The sequence below is a fragment of the Pseudomonas izuensis genome (assembly GCF_002356535.2).
GTDB lineage: Bacteria > Pseudomonadota > Gammaproteobacteria > Pseudomonadales > Pseudomonadaceae > Aquipseudomonas > Aquipseudomonas izuensis.
In genome coordinates, this window is the sequence record NZ_AP017423.2 from 1,806,123 (window position 1) to 1,825,932 (window position 19,810).

A 19,810-nucleotide genomic window follows, 5' to 3' on the forward strand; every position below is an offset into this window, starting at 1 on the left:
TGCTGACGCTATCGCTGGCAAGCCAGCTCCCACAGTGTTCTCTGCCGTGCACACAATTTGTGTACGCCGCAGATCCTATAGGAGCTGGCTTGCCCGCGAAGACGTCAGTACAGACGCTGCTTACATATCGGTCAGGGCAAACTGCGTCAGGCAAAACGTCGGAATGCCCATGTCTTCCAGCCGCTGCGATCCACCCAATTCCGGTAGGTCGATGATTGCCGCCGCTTCATGAACCCGGGCGCCCATGCGTCGAATCAGGTTCGCCGCTGCAATCAAGGTGCCGCCCGTGGCGATCAGGTCATCGAACATCACCACCGAATCGCCTTCGCACAAGCTATCGGCATGCACTTCCAGGAACGCTTCGCCGTACTCGGTCGCATAACCCTCGGCCAGGACATCGGCCGGCAGCTTGCCTTGCTTGCGAAACAGCACCAGCGGTTTGTTCAATTGATAGGCCAGCACCGAACCGATCAGAAAACCACGGGCATCCATGGCGCCGATGTGAGTGAAGTCGGCTTCGACATAACGATGGGCGAAGCTGTCCATCACCAGGCGCAGGGCCGTGGGCGACTGGAACAACGGAGTGATGTCGCGAAAAATCACCCCCGGCTTGGGAAAGTCGATCACGGGGCGGATGAGGGATTTGATGTCGAAGGAGTCGAAGACCATCGTCGGGGTGTCCTGGCAGGGCTGCAAACGGCGCATTATAACGGCGGCTGAACCGTTTCGCTCAGCCGCTATCGCTTGAATCAGCCTTCGATTGAGCCGCCGGCCAGCGCGCACAGCTGGATCGGGTCAAGAATGCGGATTTCCTTGCCTTCGGCGGCAATCAGCTCGTTCTGCTGGAAGCGCGTGAACACCCGCGACACGGTTTCCACCGCCAGGCCCAGGTAGTTGCCGATTTCGTTGCGCGACATGCTCAGGCGGAACTGATTGGCCGAGAAACCCCGGGCGCGGAATCGTGCCGACAGGTTAACCAGGAAAGTGGCGATGCGCTCGTCAGCCGTTTTTTTCGACAGCAACAACATCATCTGTTGATCGTCACGAATCTCACGGCTCATCACCCGCATCAACTGACGGCGCAGCTGCGGCAATTGCAGGGCCAGTTCGTCGAGGCGTTCGAAGGGAATTTCACACACCGACGTGGTTTCCAGCGCTTGCGCCGACACCGGATGTTTTTCGGTGTCCATGCCCGACAATCCGACCAGTTCGCTTGGTAGATGAAACCCGGTGAGCTGTTCTTCGCCGGCATCACTCAGGTTGAAGGTCTTGAGTGCGCCGGAGCGTACGGCGTAAACGGAGTCGAACGTGTCACCCTGGCGGAACAGAAACTCTCCCTTTTTCAGCGGGCGGCCACGTTTGACAATGTCGTCCAGCGCGTCCATGTCTTCCAGATTCAGCGAAAGCGGCAAACACAGCGGGGCCAGGCTGCAATCCTTGCAATGGGCCTGGTTATGAGTGCGCAGTTTTACTGGCTCGGACATTTCTTCAATCCTTGTGGGAAAACACACATAAGACGTAAGGGTAACCCACTGGAGGATGTTGAGGCCAGCGCATGGCGGTTTTGTCGCACCGCTAGATCACCCGTGAAAACCGTTGGCGGCTGTGTTGTTCCAGGTACGCATCGAACACCATGCACACCGAGCGCACCAGCAAGCGCCCGGCCGGCAGTACGCTGATTCTTTCGCGATCCAGTTCAATCAGGCCGTCCTTGGCCATGCGCTGCAATTGTGGCCAAAGTTCGCCGAAATAGCCTTGAAAATCGATGTTGAAGGTGTGCTCGATCAGGGCGAATTCCAGGCTGAAATTGCAGATCAACTGCTGAATCACTGCACGCCGGATCCGGTCATCGCCGTTGCATAACAGGCCGCGACTGGTGGCCAATTGTGCTGAGGCCAAGCTGTTCTGATACTCGTTCAAATCGCTGCTGTTCTGGCAATACAAATCGCCGATCTGGCTGATCGCCGAAACGCCCAGTCCGATCAGATCGCAATGCCCGTGGGTGGTGTAGCCCTGGAAGTTGCGTTGCAGGGTCGATTCTTCCTGGGCGATCGCCAGCTCATCGTCGGGCAGGGCAAAGTGATCCATGCCGATGTAGCGGTAACCGGCAGCGGTCAGTTGCTCGATGGTGCGTTGCAGCATTTCCAGTTTCTGCGCCGGTGTTGGCAGTTCATCACCGTCGATCCGCCGTTGCGGCATGAAGCGTTCTGGCAGGTGCGCGTAGTTGAATACTGAGAGCCGGTCCGGTTGCAGGCGGATGACCTCTTCGACGGTGCGGGCGAAGTTGTCCGGGGTCTGTCTTGGCAAGCCGTAGATGAGGTCGATGTTGATCGAACGGAATTGCAGGGTGCGGGCGGCGTCGATCACCGCGCGGGTTTCCTCCAGGCTTTGCAGGCGATTGACCGCGCGTTGTACGGCGGGGTCGAGATCCTGCAGGCCGATGCTGACCCGATTGAACCCCAGCTCGCGCAACAGGCCCATGGTCGACCAATCGGCTTCACGGGGGTCGATTTCGATACCGTAGTCGCCGGAATCGTCGTCCAACAAATTGAAATGCTTGCGCAGGTGCGCCATCAACTGACGCAGTTCGTCATGGCTGAGAAAGGTCGGTGTGCCGCCGCCGAAGTGCAGTTGCTCGACCTTTTGCGCGGGGTCGAGGTGACAGGCGATCAGCTGAATTTCGTGTTCCAGGCGTTGCAGGTAGGGCAGGGCGCGGCCGCGATCCTTGGTGATGACTTTGTTGCAGGCGCAGTAGTAGCAAATGTTCGCGCAGAACGGCACGTGAACATACAGCGACAACGGGCGCAGGGCCTTGCGGCTCTCGCGCAGGGCGTGAAACAGATCGAAGGTGCCGACCTGCCCATTGAATTGCACGGCGGTCGGGTAGGAGGTGTAGCGCGGTCCCGCCAGGTCATAACGGCGGATCAGATCGGTATCCCAACGAATGGCGTCGAGCATCATGCGGGCATCCCCCGGAATGGGCTGGCGGTGCTGGCCAGTCTAGGGGGTGTGACATTTGGGGATCTTGATTTGCATCAAGGGTCGGTATTTGTGTTGTTTGTGCGGGCCTCTTCGCGAGCAGGCTCGCTCCCACAGGGGGAACGCATTCCAAATGTGGGAGCGAGCCTGCTCGCGAAGAAGACACCGCCGATCTAATGCCCCATCAACCAATGCTGATGCGGCCCCGGCAAGGTCCAGATACCGAACACCATCACCAGCAACCCACCGGCCACGCGCACGCTGCGCTTGCGCAACAGCGCCGTCACCCGTTCCGCCGCCAGCCCGGTGGCAAGCAGGACCGGCCAGGTGCCGAGGCCGAACGCCAGCATCAGCAGCGCGCTGTCCAGCGCATTACCCTGACTGGCCGACCATAACAGCGTGCTGTAAACCAGGCCGCAGGGTAGCCAGCCCCAAAGCGAGCCCAGCAATAGTGCGCGGGGGATACTCGACACCGGCAGCAGTTTGTTGGCCACTGGCTGGATATGCCGCCACAGGCCGCGACCCAGGCTTTCGATGCGCGTCAGGCCACTCCACCAACCGGCCAGGTACAGGCCCATGGCGATCAACAGCAATCCGGCGAGCACGCGCATGAACAGCGCCGCCGGGCTATTGGCCACCGCCCAGCCGGCGAGACCGATCAGCAGGCCGGCGGCGGCATAGCTGAGGATTCGCCCGAGGTTGTAGGCCAGCAGCAGGCGAAAGCGACGGCTACGTTGTTCCTTGGGAATTGCCAGGGTCAGCGCGCCCATCAAGCCGCCGCACATGCCCAGGCAATGGCCGCCACCGAGCAGACCGAGGATCACCGCAGACACCAGTAATGGCGCCAACTCAAGCATGGGGCGGCGCCTTGTCGTCTGGCTTGGCCGGATGGCCGCTGGCCTCGTCGACCGCCGCGGTGTGATTCGGGTCCTGATCGTCGAACAGGATGCTGTGGGCTGGGCCGTCCAGATCGTCGTACTGACCACTGTCGACCGCCCAGAAGAAAATATAGATAGCGATGGCCACGATCAGCAGCGCGGCCGGGATCATCACATAGAGAGCTGGCATCTGGACTCCATGCCCGCGCGGCTCAGGCCGGCAACGGGCGGGTTTCTGGCGTGGCGGCGGCAACCGGCGCGCCGGGCAGGCGGGTCAGGCGCAGGGCATTGAGCACCACGGTCAACGAACTGATGGACATGCCGACCGCGGCCCACACCGGCGTGATCCAGCCGAGGGCGGCGAACGGCAACATGAGGCCATTGTACAGCGCCGCCCACAGCAGGTTCTCGATGATTACCCGACGGGTTCGCCGAGCCAGGCTGAAGGCTTGTACCAGTGCGTCGAGGCGATTGGACAGCAGCACCGCGTCGGCGCTGGTTTTTGCCAGGTCGGTGGCCGAGCCCATGGCCACGCTGATATCGGCGGCGGCCAGCACCGGTACATCGTTGACGCCGTCCCCGAGCATCAGCACTTTGCGGCCTTGTTGGTGCAGCTGTTGCAGAACCTGCAACTTGTCGTCCGGGCGCAAACCGCCCCGGGCCTCGTCGATACCGAGCTCGGCGGCGACACTGGCAACCATCGGCGAGCTGTCGCCGGACAGCAGCAAGGTGCGCCAGCCGCGGGCCTTGCAGGCTGCCAGCAGGGCCGGGGCATCGTCACGCAAGCGGTCGTCGAGAACGAACCAGGCCAATGGCCCCCGTTCATCGCCAAGCAGCAGCCATTGTCCGGCTTCATCCGGCATCGAGGGGGCGGCGGCACCGCTGAGTTCGCAGACAAAACCGGGCTGGCCGATACGCAGGCGCTGCTCGCCAACCAGTCCCTCAAGGCCCAAGCCCGGAAAACTGTGCACCTCCTCGGCGGCCAGCGGTGCGCGACCGAAGGCACGGGCAATCGGATGTTCGGAGCGGTTTTCCAAAGCGGCGGCCAGGCTCAGGCACTGATCGCGGTCGAGGGCACCAAGGGGACGGATCGAGCGCAGCGCCAGGCGTCCTTCGGTCAGTGTGCCGGTTTTGTCGAAAATCACCGTATCGATCTGGTTCAGGCCTTCGAGCACATGGCCGCGGGTCAGCAGCAAGCCGAGTTTGTGCAGGGTGCCGGTGGCCGCCGTGAGGGCGGTCGGTGTTGCCAGGGACAGGGCGCAGGGGCAAGTCGCGACCAGCATCGCCAGCACAATCCAGAACGCTCGCGATGAATCCAGCTCCCACCACAGCAGGCCAATACAGGCGGACGCGATCAGCGTAAGCAACAGGAACCATTGCGCGGCGCGGTCGGCGATTTCCGCCAGCCGTGGTTTTTCCGCCTGGGCGCGATCCAGCAGGCGGACGATGGCGGAGAGCCGGGTGTCCTGGCCGAGCGCCTGAACTTGCACGGTCAACGCGCCTTCGACATTCAGGGTGCCGGCGGTGACGGCGTCGCCAGGCGTACGGGGTTGCGGCAGGTATTCGCCGGTCAGCAGCGATTCATCGATGCTCGACTGGCCGTCGAGAATCCTGCCGTCGGCCGGAAGGATCGCGCCCGGATGCACCAGCACCAGGTCACCCACCCGCAGCTCGGTCAGCAGGATACGCTCGCTCTGGCCGTCGGTGCCCAGGCGCAGGCACGAGGCCGGCAGCAGGTTGACAAGCTGCGCGGTGGCGGCGGCCGTGCGTTCCCGGGCGCGGCGCTCGAGATAGCGCCCGGCCAGCAGGAACAGCGCAAACATGCCGACCGCATCGAAATACAGTTCGCCAACGCCGCTGATCGACGTCCAGATCCCGGCGATGTAGGCGCTGCCAATGGCCAGCGACACCGAGACGTCCATGGTCAGGTGGCGGGTGCGCAGGTCACGCATGGCACCCTTGAAGAACGGTGCACAGCTGTAGAACACAATCGGGGTGGTGAGAAACAGCGCGACCCAGCGCAGGATGGCGTGCAGTTCAGGGCTGAGGTCGATGTTGAATTCCGGCCAGGTGGCCATGGTCGCCATCATCGCCTGGAACCACAGCAGGCCGGCGACGCCGAGCTGGCGCAGGGCCAGGCGGTTCTCGCTGGCCAGTTGTTCACTGGCGCGGTCGGCTTGATAAGGGTGAGCGGCGTAGCCGATGTGGCGCAGCTCTGCGAGCACCTGACTGAGCGGCAGTTGCGCGTCGGCCCAGCGCACATGCAGTCGATGGTTCGACAGGTTCAGGCGGGCCTCGGCCACAGCGGGCAAGGCGCGCAAGTGTTTCTCGATGAGCCAGCCGCAGGCGGCGCAACTGATGCCTTCCATCAACAATGTGGTTTCGGCGAGTTCGCCTTCATGGCGGACAAAGGGTTGCTGCACGTCGGCACGGTCATACAGTGCCAGTTCATCCACCAATTGCACCGGCAGCGCCTCGGGGTTGGCTGACGCTTCGCTGCGATGTTGGTAATAGCTTTCCAGTCCACCGGCGACAATCGCTTCGGCCACGGCCTGGCAACCCGGGCAGCAGAACTCGCGGGTTTGCCCCAGGACCGCCGCGGTGAAACGGCTGCCGGCCGGGACGGGCAGGGCGCAGTGGTAGCAGGAGAGCGAAATGGTCATGGGTAATCTATGGCGTCTGGATGGGCCTCATCGCTGGCAAGCCAGCTTCTACAAGAGTACGTGCGTTCCTGTAGGAGCTGGCTTGCCAGCGATGCGCGAAGCGCGACGTTTATTTCTTCAGGTCTTCCGCCCCCTGCAACGGCTCATCACCGAGCAGCAGGTCCTTGTCATGGCTGACCAGTTCTTCTTCGAACATGCGCCATATGTGGTCGTCCTGGCTACCCAGTAATTCGATAAAGCGACGGCCTTCGATCTTGTCGCTCAACTGGCCGATGTAGCGCCCCTGTCCGGTTTCACTGCGGGTCAGGAGGATCTTGCGGTCCTTTTCCGGTTGAGTGGGCGAAATCAGGTTCAGCTCAAGGGTCTTTGGCTGACTGTTGCCACTCAGGCGCAGGTCGACTTCACCGGTCACATCATCCAGGTGAACGCTGGCGCGCATCAGCAGGGTCTGCGCCAGCAGTTCACGGTCCAGGGAGCGGTTGATGCCTTTGCCGGCCTCGTAGTAGTTGTCATTGACCAGGTTGTCCGGGTTATTCACCGCGATGGTCACCATGGACAAGGTCAGGGTCACCGAGCAGGCCAGAATCCCGATGATGATCCATGGCCAGAGGTGCTTGTACCAGGGGCTTGCGGCGTTTGTTGCGGGCATGATCACTTCTCTCAACGATTTTGTGGGCCGATGAACCGGCTCTTGGCTTCAACATGAATGCTGGCGTCATCGGCATCCTTGAGGATGAATTTCACCTCGTTGGTGCTCGATGGCAGGTGTTCCGGGGCCACGGACAGTTCGGCCGGCTGGCTGATGATATCGCCGGCTGCGACCTTGATCTCGCGCCGGCCTTGCAGCTTGAGGTCCGGCAGACCGGTGGCCTCCAGTACGTAGGTGTGGTCGCGCTGGTCCTTGTTCATGATCTTCAGGCTGTAGACGTTTTCGATCCGCCCTTCGGCGTTTTCGCGGTACAGCACGCGGTCCTTGCTGACGTCGAAACCCACCAGCGAGCGCATGAAGAAGGCGGTCACCAACAGGCTGATCATGGCCAGCAGCACCACGGCATAGCCGATCAGGCGCGGGCGCAGTTTATGGGTTTTCTGCCCGGACAGGTTGTGTTCGGTGGTGTAGCTGATCAGGCCGCGCGGATACTCCATCTTGTCCATGATCGCGTCGCAGGCATCGATGCAGGCGGCGCAGCCGATGCATTCGATTTGCAGGCCGTCACGGATGTCGATGCCGGTCGGGCAGACCTGGACGCACATGGTGCAGTCGATGCAGTCACCCAGGCCCTGGGCCTTGTAGTCGATACCTTTTTTACGCGGGCCACGGCCTTCGCCACGGCGTGGGTCGTAGGACACGATCAGGGTGTCCTTGTCGAACATCACGCTCTGGAAGCGCGCATACGGGCACATGTAGATGCACACCTGTTCGCGCAGCCAGCCGGCGTTGCCGTAGGTGGCGAGGGTGAAGAAGCCGACCCAGAAATACGACCAGCCATCGGCCTCGCCGGTGAAGAAATCGATGGTCAATTCACGGATCGGCGAGAAGTAGCCGACGAAGGTCATGCCGGTCACGAAGCCGATCAGCAGCCACATCGCGTGCTTGCTGAATTTGCGCAGGAATTTGTTGGCGCTCATCGGCGCCTTGTCGAGCTTGATGCGCTGGTTGCGGTCGCCTTCGGTGACCTTTTCACACCACATGAAAATCCAGGTCCAGACGCTTTGCGGGCAGGTATAGCCACACCACACCCGGCCTGCGTACACCGTGATGAAGAACAGACCGAACGCGGCGATGATCAGCATGCCGGACAGGAGGATGAAATCCTGGGGCCAGAAGGTTGCGCCGAAGATGAAGAATTTACGCTCCGGCAGGTTCCACCAGACGGCCTGGTGACCGCCCCAGTTCAGCCAGACCGTACCGAAATAAAGCAGGAACAACACGGCACCGCCTGCCATCCGCAGGTTGCGGAACAGACCGGTGAAGGCGCGGGTGTAGATCTTTTCCCGGGAGGCGTAGAGGTCGACGCTGTTGTTCGCGTTTTTGGCAGGCGGGGTTACGTCGTGTACCGGAATCTGGTTGCTCATCGGTTGCATCCCACGGCAGTGGAAAAATGCCTCGATCAGTACGTGCCGACCGGGGTCAAAAAGGGGTGTTGCAGTGGCTCAATGATACGCCTGTCGCTCTAGCTCAAGGGTGCGACCTTTGGTCACGTTGGTGGAAATCAACTGACCGTGTAATGACCTGTATCAATTGACTTGTGAATTATGGCCGGTTTTACGGAGGTCAGGACTCAATCAGCCCATGGGTTGATCAACTGAACACCGCTGGATTGAAAGTCGCCGACGTTGCGGGTGACGACAGTCAGACCATGAACCAGCGCAGTGGCTGCAATCAAGGCGTCTGCTTCGTTGGTGCGATCCGGAACGTGCAGACTTGCACACCGAAGGGCCACGGCGGCATCGATCGGCAGGATCCGGGCATCGAAAGCCGGTATGACGTGCCGTTTGAGCCAAGTGCGCAATACCTTTCCCTGAGCGGGATCGCGGCGCTCCATGCACAGCACCCCTGTCTCCAGTTCTTTCAGGGTAATGGCCGAGATAAACATGCGGGGAGCGATGATGCTTTTGGCCCAGGCGACAACGTTCGCGTCAGCCTGGGGTTTGCGCAGTTCGGAAATCACGTTGGTGTCGAGTAGAAACATCAGGACAAATCCACGGGGCGATGAGTGATCACGGCACGCTCGGTTTCGAACTCGATATCTGCCGCTTCAGGCATTACCAGCAGGTCGACGATGTCGGCGTTGATGCCGGTCAGTTTTTGGTAATCCTCAATGCTTAGCAGTACATGGGCCGGTTTGCCTCGGTCGGTGATGAAAACCGGCCCCTGGCGCGTGGCTTTTTTGGCACCACTTGTGTCCTGGTTGAATTCGCGGCTGGAAATGGTGGTGATGGCCATCATCAGTGACCTCCTGAACGTTCTAATGTAGCAACGTTACTACCTGATTTGAGGGCCTGCAACATTCGAAGGTGAGTACTCGATCACCGGTCTTTGTTTGAGGATTGCTGTTCATTCAAGAAGATTTTGAGAGGGGAGTGCACGGCAAACATGAGAACGCAGCGGATTGCCGCTGCGTTGGGTTGGAGGGGCTTAAGGCAGACGACCTTTCCCCAAGCTATCCAGCCCACCGGAGGTGCGCTTTTTATCCGTGGCGGGACCGGGAGCGGCAAAGGAGGCGCGCCGCTTTGAGTTCTTCGCGGCTTCACCGGTTTCCAGTGGCACGTCATCGGTATCTCCTGGCCGGATATCCGCGGCTGGAGCGACCTCGACAGTCGTTTCGGGTACACCGGCATTGCAAACATGAGGATCGATGTTGTTTGGCTCAGGCATTTCATGAATTCCTTGGTTATTGATGAAGTACTTCCTTGTCCATGAATGACCTGCGTTTCAGATTCCGTTTGCGGGTCATCAGGCGAGTCGACGTTACCGCTTACCGATCTGCCGGCCTATCGAACATAGGTTTCGGTTTATGAAACCAAGGTGTATCCATGCCCCAAACAAAACGGCCCCGCCAAATTACATTGGCGGGGCCGTTTTTTGTTGCTTCAAGCGTTTGCCTTACTGGGCGTTTTCCGCCACAGCCTTCTCACCGTGAGACAAGCTGTAAACATAAGCGGCCAGCAGGTGAACCTTGTCGTTGCCCTGCATTTGCTCTTGCGCAGGCATCTGGCCCTGACGGCCGTAACGGATGGTCTGCTGCAGTTGAGCGAAGCTCGAACCGTAGATGAACGCGGCAGGGTGGGTCAGGTTGGGAGCGCCCATCGCCGGGGTGCCTTTGCCTTCCGGACCGTGGCAGGCCACGCAGTTGGCGGCGAACAGTTTCTGCCCGGCAACTGGATCAGCCTTGGCGCCTTCCGGCAGCTTGCGGCCGTCGAGGTTGGTCAGTACGAACGCGGCAACGTCCGCAACGCCTTGCTCGCCGATCACTTCAGCCCACGCCGGCATGACCGCGTGACGGCCGCCCATGATGGTGGTCTTGATGGTTTCCGGCTCGCCGCCCCAGCGCCAATCGGCGTCGGTCAGGTTAGGGAAGCCATAGGCGCCTTTGGCGTCGGAACCGTGGCAGACCGAGCAGTTGGAGGCGAACAGGCGGCCGCCCATCTTCAGGGCTTGCGGGTCTTTTGCTACTTCTTCGATCGGCATGGAAGCGAACTTGGCGAAGATCGGGCCGAACTTGGCGTCCGACCGAGCCATTTCCTTTTCCCACTCGTGAACGCCGGTCCAGCCGGTCTGGCCGTTGGCGAACGCGGTCTGCTTTTCGTTATCCAGGTAGTTATAACCCGGCAGCAGGCCTTTCCAGTTGCCCAGGCCCGGGTACAGCACCAGGTAGCCCAGGGCGAAAATGATGGTGCCCACGAACAGCATGAACCACCATTTCGGCAGCGGGTTGTCGTACTCCTCGATCCCGTCGAAGGAGTGCCCAACCGTCTCTTCGGTGGCCTCGGTGCGCTGGCCCTTGCGGGTCGACAGCAGCAGCCAGGTCAGGGAAAAGATCGTACCGAGACTGAGGACTGTGACGTACAGACTCCAGAATGTAGTCATTCTTTGTTACTCCTAGAAGCTTGCTCGACGTGCTTGATGGCTTCGGGATCATCCGCGAAAGGCAGCAAGGTCGCGTCTTCAAACTCCGACTTGCGCTTGGGGCTGAATACCCACAACGCCAGACCGATGAAGGCCACCATCACAACGACAGTGCCCAGGCCACGAATCATCCCGATATCCATCTAGATCACCGTTTGCTTTTGATGATGGTGCCCAGGCCTTGCAGATAGGCCACCAGCGCGTCCATTTCGGTTTTGCCCTTCACAGCATCCTTGGCGCCGGCGATGTCTTCGTCGGTGTAAGGGACGCCGAGCGTGCGCAAGACTTCCATTTTCTTCGCAGTGTCTTTGCCGTCGAGCTTGTTTTCCACGAGGAACGGGTAGGCCGGCATTTTCGACTCGGGCACGACGTTGCGCGGGTTGTACAAGTGCGCACGCTGCCAGTCATCGGAGTAACGACCGCCGACACGGGCCAGGTCCGGACCGGTACGCTTGGAACCCCACAGGAACGGGTGGTCCCAGACGCTTTCACCGGCAACCGAGTAGTGGCCGTAACGTTCGGTTTCAGCACGGAACGGGCGGATCATCTGCGAGTGGCAGCCGACACAACCGTTGGCGATATAAATGTCCCGGCCTTCCAGTTCAAGGGCGGTGCGAGGCTTCATGCCCTCGACCGGCTTGTTGGTGACATCCTGGAAAAACAGCGGAACGATCTGGGTCAGGCCGCCGACGCTGACGGCGATGACCATGAAGAAGGCCAGCAGGCCAATATTCTTCTCGACTGCTTCATGCTTCATCAGTGAGCTCCAACTACAACGATCTGTTCGGCGGCTTCAGCTTCTGCCGGGTTCGAGGCGCGTACGGTGCGGAAAACGTTGTAGGCCATGAACAGCATGCCGGTGGCGAAGAACGCACCGCCCAGGGCGCGAACGATGAAGCCAGGGTGGCTGGCTTGCAGCGCTTCGACGAACGAGTAGGTGAGGGTGCCGTCATCGTTGATTGCACGCCACATCAGGCCTTGGGTAATGCCGTTGACCCACATCGAAGCGATGTACAGAACGGTACCGATGGTGGCGAGCCAGAAGTGCGTGTTGATCAGGCCGATACTGTGCATCTGCGCGCGACCGAACAGTTTCGGGATCATGTGGTAGATCGCGCCGATCGAGATCATCGCTACCCAGCCCAGGGCGCCGGCGTGTACGTGGCCGATGGTCCAGTCGGTGTAGTGCGAGAGCGAGTTGACGGTCTTGATCGCCATCATCGGGCCTTCGAAGGTCGACATGCCGTAGAACGCCAGGGAGACCACCAGGAAGCGCAGGATCGGGTCCGTGCGCAGCTTATGCCAGGCGCCCGACAGGGTCATCATGCCGTTGATCATGCCGCCCCAGCTCGGAGCCAGCAGGATGATCGACATCGCCATGCCCAGGGACTGGGCCCAGTCCGGCAGCGCGGTGTAGTGCAGGTGGTGGGGACCTGCCCAGATGTACAGGGTGATCAGCGCCCAGAAGTGCACGATGGACAGGCGATAGGAGTAGATCGGACGCTCGGCCTGCTTCGGCACGAAGTAGTACATCATCCCCAGGAAACCGGTGGTCAGGAAGAAGCCCACGGCGTTGTGGCCGTACCACCACTGGATCATCGCGTCGGTCGCACCCGAGTAGGCCGAGTAGGACTTGAAGAAGCTGACCGGCAGGGAGGCGTGGTTGACGATGTGCAGCATCGCCGTCACGACGATGAAGGCGCCGTAGAACCAGTTGCCCACATAAATGTGCTTGGTCTTGCGCTTGGTGATGGTGCCGAAGAACACCAGACCGTAGGTGACCCAGACGATGGCCAGCAGAATAGCCAGGGGCCATTCCAGCTCAGCGTATTCCTTGGTGGTGGTGTAACCCAGCGGCAAGGTAACGATGGCGCCGACGATCACCGCTTGCCAACCCCAGAAGGTGAAGGCCGCGAGACTGTCGGAAATCAGTCGCGTTTGGCAGGTTCGCTGCACGACGTAATAGGAAGTGGCAAACAGTGCACATCCACCGAAGGCGAAAATCACCAGGTTTGTGTGCAACGGGCGCAGGCGTCCAAAGCTCGTCCAGGGCAGACCGAAGTTCAATTCCGGCCAGACCAGTTGAGAGGCGATGAAGACACCGAGCCCCATGCCAAGGATCCCCCAGACCACCGTCATGATGGCGAACTGGCGGACTACCTTATAGTTATAAGCAGTCGGACTGATTGCTGTGCTCATTCTAAGGTTCCACGGTTTGGGTGTTTTATTAGGATTAAAAATCGGCCGCAAGTATGTAGAAAGCGGGGGGTCATTGCAACGCGCCATGACCTGGGTCAATGCTTTCAAATGCTGATTCTGCGGCCTTTCCATGCGCCGCGTAGGGTCAAAATTGTCCGCGGACAAAACGTCCCGTGAGACTGATCAGGCGAGGGGGTCAGGTCGGATGTAACAGGGTGTGTTCAAACGCAACGATTGGGTGACCGAAGGCAATTGGCGCGACAGCCGGTATCTACCAGCCTTTGCGGCCTGTCATCGGGCAGATTCGTCGAACACATCGTTCAGGGTCGACCTGGAACCGGCACTGGCCAGTCCGCATCGGGGGAAGCTTAGACCCGAATCAGGGGAACCGAAAGGCGCGATAGCGAAGGGTGCGACAATGAGTCGCAAAGGGGAAGGGAACTGCCGCATCCCGGAGAATGCGGCAGCAGAGCGGTCAAGAATTACTTGGTTTTTCCTTCAGCCTGCAAACGCTCTGTATTCAGACCATGGGACAGGCTGTACACATAAGCGGCGAGAAGTTGCACCTTATCGTTACCCAGCAATTCACTTTGCGCGGGCATATGCCCCTGGCGACCATGGCGAATGGTCTGTTGCAGCTGGGCCAGGCTCGAACCGTAGATGAACGCGGTCGGGTGCGTCAGATTCGGCGCACCCATGGCTTCGGTGCCCTGGCCGTTTGCCCCGTGACAGGCTGTGCAGGTGGTACTGAACACTTGCTGCCCGGCTTGCAGGTCGGCGGTGTCATCAGCCGGCAGCGGCAAGCCAGCCAGCCCATGACGCACATAAGCTGCCACGTTTTTCACCCCGGCCTCCCCAAGGACTTCACCCCAGGCCGGCATCATCGCCATGCGCCCGCCCATGATGGTGGTCTTGATGGTTTCGGCATTGCCGCCCCAGCGCCAATCGCTGTCGGTCAAATTGGGGAAACCGAACGCGCCCTTGGCATCCGAGCCGTGGCACACCGAGCAGTTGGAGGCGAACAGGCGGCCACCCATTTTCAGCGCTTGCGGGTCCTTGGCCACTTCTTCCACCGGCATGGCGGCGAATTTGGCGAAGATCGGCCCGAACTTCGCGTCAGCCTTGTCCATCTCCTTTTCCCATTCGTGCACACCGGTCCAGCCGTTGTCGTAGCCGGGCAGGATACCTTTCCAGTTGCCCAGGCCCGGATAGAGGATCAGGTAGCCGACGGCAAACACCAGAGTGCCGGCGAACAACATGAACCACCATTGCGGCAACGGGTTGTCGTACTCCTCGATGCCATCGAAGCTGTGGCCCATGGTCTGGTCCACGCTGCCCTTGGTTTCGCCCCGGCGGGTGCCGATCAGCAACCAGGTCAGGCCGATCAGGCTGCCGATGGTCAGTACGCAGATCCACGTACTCCAGAAGGTGGTCATGGCCGGGTACTCCCTGTTGCTGCATTTTTTTGGTTGTCGGTTTGTGGCTCGTCGGCGAACGGCAGCAGGCGTGCTTCGGCGAATTCCGGACTGCGCTTGCTGCTGAAGACCCACAGGGTCAGGCCGATGAAGGCCACGAACACCACGACCGTGCCCAGGCCGCGTATCATTCCAGTGCTTAACTCAAAGACCATGACTCACCTCTTGCTCTTGATGGCAGTGCCGAGCACTTGCAGATAAGCAACCAGTGCGTCCATTTCAGACTTGCCCTTGAGCGACTCGACACTGCTGGCGATGTCGTCGTCGGTGTAAGGCACGCCCAGGGTGCGCATGGCCTTGAGCTTGGTTTCGGTGTGGCTGCTGTCGAGTTGATTGGCTACCAACCACGGATAGGCAGGCATCTTCGATTCCGGCACCACGTTGCGCGGGTTGTACAAGTGTGCGCGGTGCCAATCATCCGAGTAGCGCGCGCCGACCCGTGCCAGATCCGGCCCGGTGCGTTTGGAGCCCCAGAGGAACGGGTGATCCCAGACGCTTTCACCCGCCACCGAATAGTGGCCGTAACGTTCGGTTTCAGCACGGAACGGACGGATCATCTGCGAGTGGCAACCGACGCAGCCTTCGCGGATATAGATGTCGCGCCCTTCGAGCTGCAATGCGGTGTAGGGCTTCATGCCTTCCACCGGTTTATTGGTCACGTCCTGGAAGAACAGCGGGACGATCTGGGTCAGGCCGCCGATGCTCACGGCAAACACCATCAACAGCATCAGCAGGCCGACGTTTTTCTCGATTGTTTCGTGTTTCATGGCGGACTCCTCAAGCCATCTGCGCTGCAGCGGCGACGGCGGCAGGCTGCGAGGCCCGCACGGTGCGCCAGGTGTTGTAGGCCATCAGCAGCATGCCGCTGAGGAAGATCGCCCCGCCCACCAGTCGCACGACGAAGCCCGGGTGGCTGGCCACCAGGGTTTCGACGAAGGAGTAGGTCAGCGTGCCGTCCTCGTTCACCGCGCGCCACATCAGGCCCTGGGCGATGCCGTTGACCCACATCGAGGCGATGTACAAAACGGTACCGATGGTGGCGAGCCAGAAGTGCGCGTTGATCAGGCCGATGCTGTGCATCTGCTCACGACCGAAGACTTTCGGGATCATGTGATACAGCGCACCGATGGAAATCATCGCCACCCAGCCGAGCGCACCGGCGTGTACGTGGCCGATGGTCCAGTCGGTGTAGTGGGAGAGGGCGTTCACGGTCTTGATCGCCATCATCGGTCCTTCGAAGGTCGACATGCCGTAGAACGCCAGCGATACCACGAGGAAACGCAGGATCGGATCGCTGCGCAACTTATGCCAGGCGCCCGACAAGGTCATCATGCCGTTGATCATGCCGCCCCAGCTCGGCGCCAGCAGGATCAGCGACATCACCATGCCCAGCGACTGCGCCCAGTCCGGCAGCGCGGTGTAGTGCAGGTGGTGCGGGCCTGCCCAGATGTACAAGGTAATCAGCGCCCAGAAATGCACGATGGACAGGCGATAGGAATACACCGGGCGTTCGGCCTGCTTGGGCACGAAGTAATACATCATGCCAAGGAAGCCCGCAGTGAGGAAAAAGCCCACGGCGTTGTGGCCGTACCACCACTGCACCATGGCATCGGTCGCACCGGCGTACAGCGAGTAGGACTTGGTGAAACTCACCGGCAACTCAAGGTTGTTGACGATGTGCAGGATGGCGACGGTGATGATGAACCCGCCGAAGAACCAGTTACCGACATAGATGTGCTTGGTCTTGCGCTTCATCACCGTGCCGAAGAACACGATGGCGTAGGCGACCCAGACGATGGTGATCAGGATGTCGATCGGCCATTCCAGCTCGGCGTACTCCTTGGAGCTGGTGTAACCCAAGGGCAGGCTGATAGCTGCCAGCAGGATCACCAACTGCCAGCCCCAGAAGCAGAACGCGGCGATTTTCGGCGCAAACAATTGTGTCTGGCAGGTGCGCTGTACCGAGTAGAGCGAACTGGCGAACAGGGCGCAGCCGCCGAAGGCGAAGATCACCGCGTTGGTGTGCAGCGGGCGCAAACGGCCGAAACTGGTCCACGGCAAATTGAAGTTGAGTTCGGGCCAGACCAACTGGGCGGCGAGAAAAACCCCGAGCCCCATGCCGACGATGCCCCACACCACCGTCATAATGGCGAATTGGCGGACCACCTTGTAGTTGTAGGCGGTACTGATAGAAGTGTTCATGGTTCCCCATCCACGGTTCAGCCGAATCGGGCGTGTGCAAGGCAACGTCCCCTTCGCCTGGAGTTATAGGCAGACTAAAAGCGAGGCAAGCATGGACAAACAGCACAAGGCCGGTATTGACGGGGATCAATGGGCGCAGTGCGTGCAGCAACATGGATGGTTGTGGAATGCCGCGGCCGCGCCGGCATCGGCCACGCTGATCCTCGCCCACGGTGCCGGCGCGCCGATGGACAGCGACTGGATGAACGACATGACCGCACGCCTGGCGGCGCTTGGCGTCAACGTCCTGCGCTTCGAATTTGCGTACATGGCGCAACGGCGTGTCGATGGCGGCAAGCGTCCACCCAATCCGGCGCCGAAGCTGCTGGAGTGTTGGCGTGAGGTATATGCCCAGGTGCGACGCCATGTCGCCGGGCCACTGGCTATTGGCGGCAAGTCCATGGGTGGGCGGATGGCCAGTCTGCTCGCGGATGAACTGGGCGCGGATGCGCTGGTGTGCCTGGGCTATCCGTTTTATGCCGTGGGCAAACCGGAGAAACCGCGGGTCGAGCATTTGGCCGGGTTGAAGACGCGGGCGTTGATCGTGCAGGGGGAGCGGGATGCGTTGGGCAATCGTGAGGCGGTCGAGGGATACGACCTGTCACCGAACATCGAGGTGTTTTGGCTGGTGGCGGGGGATCATGATTTGAAGCCGTTGAAGGCTTCGGGGTTTAGCCATGAACAGCATTTGACGGCTGCGGCGCAGAGAGTGGCTGCATTTCTTCAGTGAGTTTTTTTGCCGGCAGTGATGGCCTCATCGCTGGCAAGCCAGCTCCCACAGTGATCTGTGGTGTGATTCGGACTTTGTGAACACATCGCTGGCAAGCCAGCTCCCACAGTGATCTGTGGTGTGATTCGGACTTTGTGAACAATACAAAACCCTGTGGGAGCTGGCTTGCCAGCGATGAGGCCCGAACAGGCAACATCACCTTCAGACTGACAATAAAAAACCCGGAGGCTTCCACCATCCGGGTTTTTTGTTCGCAGCATCAATCAGCGGTTAAACCGCTCCACCAACGAATACTGGGTATTGGCCGTTTTGGTCAGCTCTTCACTCAGCAGCGCCGAGTTCTGCGCCTGTTCCGAGGTCTGGTCGGCCAGGTGCGAGATGTTGCTGATGTTGCGGCTGATTTCTTCGGCCACGGCACTTTGCTCTTCAGTCGCCGCAGCGATCTGGGTGGTCATGTCGGTGATGTTGGCCACCGCTTCGCTGATCCCCACCAGTGCCTGATCCGCTTCCAGTACCCGAGCCACACCCTCTTCGGCCTGGCGATGTCCGGCTTCCATGGTTTGCACCGCGGTGCCGGCGGTCTGTTGCAGCTTGGCGATCAGGGCGTGAATCTGCCCGGTGGATTCGCTGGTGCGTTGCGCCAGTTGCCGGACTTCATCCGCCACCACCGCAAAGCCACGACCCATTTCGCCGGCACGGGCCGCTTCGATGGCGGCGTTGAGCGCCAGCAGGTTGGTCTGGTCGGCAATGCCCTTGATCACGTCGACCACGCCACCAATCTCATTGCTGTCCTTGGCCAGTTGGGTCACGGTCAGGCCGGTTTCCCCGACCGCGGCCGACAGGCGCTGAATGGCTTCGCGGGTTTCCCCGGCAATGTCACGACCGCGGCCGGTCAGGCGATTGGCTTCCTGCGTCGCATCGGCCGTGCGCTGTACATGACTGGCGACTTCCTGAGTGGTGGCCGCCATCTGGTTGACGGCGGTGGCCACTTGCTCGGTCTCCACCCGTTGGCGTTCCAGGCCGCTGGAACTGTTATGCGCCAAGGCATCGGACTGTTTCGCTTGGTCGGTCAGGTGCTCGGCGGTGTCCTGCAGACGGGTCAGGCAGGTTTTCAGGCGTGCTTCCTGACTGAGAATCGACATCTCCAGGCGCGCCTGGGCGCCGCGGCTGTCGGTGTACATCTGCGCGATCAAGGGGTCGGACGTGGTCTGCTCGGCCAGTCGCAACAGGCGCTTGATCCCGCGTTGCTGCCAGCTCAGGCCCATCAGGCCCAGCGGCACCGAAAGGCCGGCGGCCAGGGCGAAACCCCAGTGGGAGTTGAGCGAGGCGCCGATAGTGAAGCTCAACTGGCTGACCAGAATGAACGGTAGCCAATCCTGAAGGACCGGCAGCCATTTATCGGTAGTAGGAACGGCCGACTTGCCCTGGTTGATGCGTTGGTAGAGCGCTTCGGCGCGGCGGATCTGTTCGGCGGTGGGTTTGACCCGCACCGACTCGTAACCGATCACCTGATTGCCTTCGAAGACCGGTGTCACGTAGGCGTTAACCCAGTAATGATCACCGCTCTTGCAGCGATTCTTGACAATACCCATCCATGGCAAGCCTTGTTTCAGTGTGCCCCACATATGTGCGAACACCGCAGAAGGAACGTCGGGATGACGCACCAGGTTATGCGGCGCACGGATCAGTTCCTCACGAGAAAACCCGCTGATCTCGACGAAGGCATCGTTGCAGTAGGTGATCATGCCCTTGGAATCGGTGGTGGAAATCAACCGTTGCTGAGCCGGGAAGGTCCGTTCGCGTTGTGTAATTGGCTGGTTGTTACGCATGGCATGTTTTATCCGCAAGGCTTTCAAAGGTTGTCGGCCGGGTCGTGTATTTGTTGAGTATTTTTTCGAAAGCCTGACGTATGTCTCAAATCGGGAGCGTGAACTGAAGGAATTTTCCTGCCCGGCGGTTGAACTTTTCAGGTTCCCCTTGATGGACTCGGCGCGTATGATTCGCCGCTATTTTGC

Annotated in this window: 21 protein-coding genes; 1 reads left to right on the forward strand and 20 read right to left on the reverse strand. The window is 60.4% G+C overall.

Going from position 1 to position 19,810, the window contains the following annotated elements; genetic code table 11:
- Positions 1–120: 120 nt before the first annotated feature.
- From LAB08_RS08180 to ccoN (LAB08_RS08270), 19 genes are all read right to left on the reverse strand, one after another.
- Complete coding sequence (locus tag LAB08_RS08180) at positions 121–669, reverse strand: adenine phosphoribosyltransferase (RefSeq protein ID WP_096512696.1); 549 nt, start codon at positions 667–669, stop codon at positions 121–123.
- 80 nt (positions 670–749) lie between these two features.
- On the reverse strand, positions 750–1,484 hold the full coding sequence (gene fnr, locus LAB08_RS08185; RefSeq protein WP_096512695.1) for a fumarate/nitrate reduction transcriptional regulator Fnr: 735 nt from the start codon (positions 1,482–1,484) through the stop codon (positions 750–752).
- Positions 1,485–1,575: 91 nt separating this feature from the next.
- The gene (hemN, locus tag LAB08_RS08190; protein WP_096515508.1) at positions 1,576–2,958 is read right to left on the reverse strand and encodes an oxygen-independent coproporphyrinogen III oxidase; all 1,383 of its coding nucleotides are present in this window, start codon (positions 2,956–2,958) and stop codon (positions 1,576–1,578) included.
- Positions 2,959–3,152: 194 nt separating this feature from the next.
- Complete coding sequence (locus tag LAB08_RS08195) at positions 3,153–3,836, reverse strand: sulfite exporter TauE/SafE family protein (protein WP_096512694.1); 684 nt, start codon at positions 3,834–3,836, stop codon at positions 3,153–3,155.
- The gene (gene ccoS, locus LAB08_RS08200; RefSeq protein ID WP_059404569.1) at positions 3,829–4,047 is read right to left on the reverse strand and encodes a cbb3-type cytochrome oxidase assembly protein CcoS; all 219 of its coding nucleotides are present in this window, start codon (positions 4,045–4,047) and stop codon (positions 3,829–3,831) included. Before ccoS ends, LAB08_RS08195 begins: the two co-directional genes overlap by 8 nt.
- A 22-nt stretch (positions 4,048–4,069) precedes the next feature.
- Positions 4,070–6,520 (reverse strand): heavy metal translocating P-type ATPase, encoded by a 2,451-nt coding sequence (locus LAB08_RS08205; RefSeq protein ID WP_096512693.1) that lies wholly within the window; start codon positions 6,518–6,520, stop codon positions 4,070–4,072.
- 109 nt (positions 6,521–6,629) lie between these two features.
- Positions 6,630–7,169 carry a FixH family protein gene (locus LAB08_RS08210; protein WP_096512692.1) on the reverse strand — a complete coding sequence of 180 codons (540 nt, stop codon included), beginning with the start codon at positions 7,167–7,169 and terminating at the stop codon, positions 6,630–6,632.
- A gap of 11 nt (positions 7,170–7,180) precedes the next feature.
- The gene (ccoG, locus tag LAB08_RS08215; RefSeq protein ID WP_096515506.1) at positions 7,181–8,596 is read right to left on the reverse strand and encodes a cytochrome c oxidase accessory protein CcoG; all 1,416 of its coding nucleotides are present in this window, start codon (positions 8,594–8,596) and stop codon (positions 7,181–7,183) included.
- Positions 8,597–8,802: 206 nt separating this feature from the next.
- Positions 8,803–9,213 carry a type II toxin-antitoxin system VapC family toxin gene (locus tag LAB08_RS08220; RefSeq protein WP_096512691.1) on the reverse strand — a complete coding sequence of 137 codons (411 nt, stop codon included), beginning with the start codon at positions 9,211–9,213 and terminating at the stop codon, positions 8,803–8,805.
- Entirely contained in the window at positions 9,213–9,467 is a 255-nt protein-coding gene (locus LAB08_RS08225; RefSeq protein ID WP_059404729.1) for a type II toxin-antitoxin system Phd/YefM family antitoxin, read from the reverse strand. Before LAB08_RS08225 ends, LAB08_RS08220 begins: the two co-directional genes overlap by 1 nt.
- Before the next feature lie 192 nt (positions 9,468–9,659).
- Positions 9,660–9,899 carry a hypothetical protein gene (locus LAB08_RS08230; protein WP_096512690.1) on the reverse strand — a complete coding sequence of 80 codons (240 nt, stop codon included), beginning with the start codon at positions 9,897–9,899 and terminating at the stop codon, positions 9,660–9,662.
- A gap of 228 nt (positions 9,900–10,127) precedes the next feature.
- A complete protein-coding gene (gene ccoP, locus LAB08_RS08235; protein ID WP_096512689.1) occupies positions 10,128–11,111 on the reverse strand; it encodes a cytochrome-c oxidase, cbb3-type subunit III in 984 nt (327 codons plus the stop codon).
- Positions 11,108–11,293 (reverse strand): CcoQ/FixQ family Cbb3-type cytochrome c oxidase assembly chaperone, encoded by a 186-nt coding sequence (locus LAB08_RS08240; protein ID WP_003175465.1) that lies wholly within the window; start codon positions 11,291–11,293, stop codon positions 11,108–11,110. The genes ccoP (LAB08_RS08235) and LAB08_RS08240 overlap by 4 nt, the downstream gene beginning before the upstream one ends.
- Before the next feature lie 5 nt (positions 11,294–11,298).
- Positions 11,299–11,907 carry a cytochrome-c oxidase, cbb3-type subunit II gene (gene ccoO, locus LAB08_RS08245; RefSeq protein ID WP_010456412.1) on the reverse strand — a complete coding sequence of 203 codons (609 nt, stop codon included), beginning with the start codon at positions 11,905–11,907 and terminating at the stop codon, positions 11,299–11,301.
- Positions 11,907–13,349, reverse strand: a complete 1,443-nt coding sequence (ccoN, locus tag LAB08_RS08250; RefSeq protein WP_096512688.1) for a cytochrome-c oxidase, cbb3-type subunit I — start codon at positions 13,347–13,349, stop codon at positions 11,907–11,909. The genes ccoO (LAB08_RS08245) and ccoN (LAB08_RS08250) overlap by 1 nt, the downstream gene beginning before the upstream one ends.
- Positions 13,350–13,831: 482 nt before the next feature.
- Positions 13,832–14,785: a cytochrome-c oxidase, cbb3-type subunit III gene (gene ccoP / locus LAB08_RS08255; protein WP_096512687.1), complete on the reverse strand. Its 954-nt coding sequence runs from the start codon at positions 14,783–14,785 to the stop codon at positions 13,832–13,834.
- Positions 14,782–14,979 carry a cbb3-type cytochrome oxidase subunit 3 gene (locus LAB08_RS08260; RefSeq protein ID WP_096512686.1) on the reverse strand — a complete coding sequence of 66 codons (198 nt, stop codon included), beginning with the start codon at positions 14,977–14,979 and terminating at the stop codon, positions 14,782–14,784. The genes ccoP (LAB08_RS08255) and LAB08_RS08260 overlap by 4 nt, the downstream gene beginning before the upstream one ends.
- Before the next feature lie 3 nt (positions 14,980–14,982).
- Entirely contained in the window at positions 14,983–15,591 is a 609-nt protein-coding gene (gene ccoO / locus LAB08_RS08265) for a cytochrome-c oxidase, cbb3-type subunit II (RefSeq protein WP_096512685.1), read from the reverse strand.
- Between the two features lie 10 nt (positions 15,592–15,601).
- Complete coding sequence (ccoN, locus tag LAB08_RS08270) at positions 15,602–17,026, reverse strand: cytochrome-c oxidase, cbb3-type subunit I (protein ID WP_096512684.1); 1,425 nt, start codon at positions 17,024–17,026, stop codon at positions 15,602–15,604.
- A 91-nt stretch (positions 17,027–17,117) separates the two neighbouring features.
- On the opposite strand from ccoN (LAB08_RS08270), the gene LAB08_RS08275 reads away from it, so the two are divergent.
- Positions 17,118–17,795 carry an alpha/beta family hydrolase gene (locus tag LAB08_RS08275; RefSeq protein ID WP_096512683.1) on the forward strand — a complete coding sequence of 226 codons (678 nt, stop codon included), beginning with the start codon at positions 17,118–17,120 and terminating at the stop codon, positions 17,793–17,795.
- A gap of 263 nt (positions 17,796–18,058) precedes the next feature.
- Here LAB08_RS08275 and LAB08_RS08280 read toward each other — a convergent pair whose 3' ends face one another.
- Positions 18,059–19,624 (reverse strand): methyl-accepting chemotaxis protein, encoded by a 1,566-nt coding sequence (locus LAB08_RS08280; protein ID WP_096512682.1) that lies wholly within the window; start codon positions 19,622–19,624, stop codon positions 18,059–18,061.
- Positions 19,625–19,810: the final 186 nt, after the last annotated feature.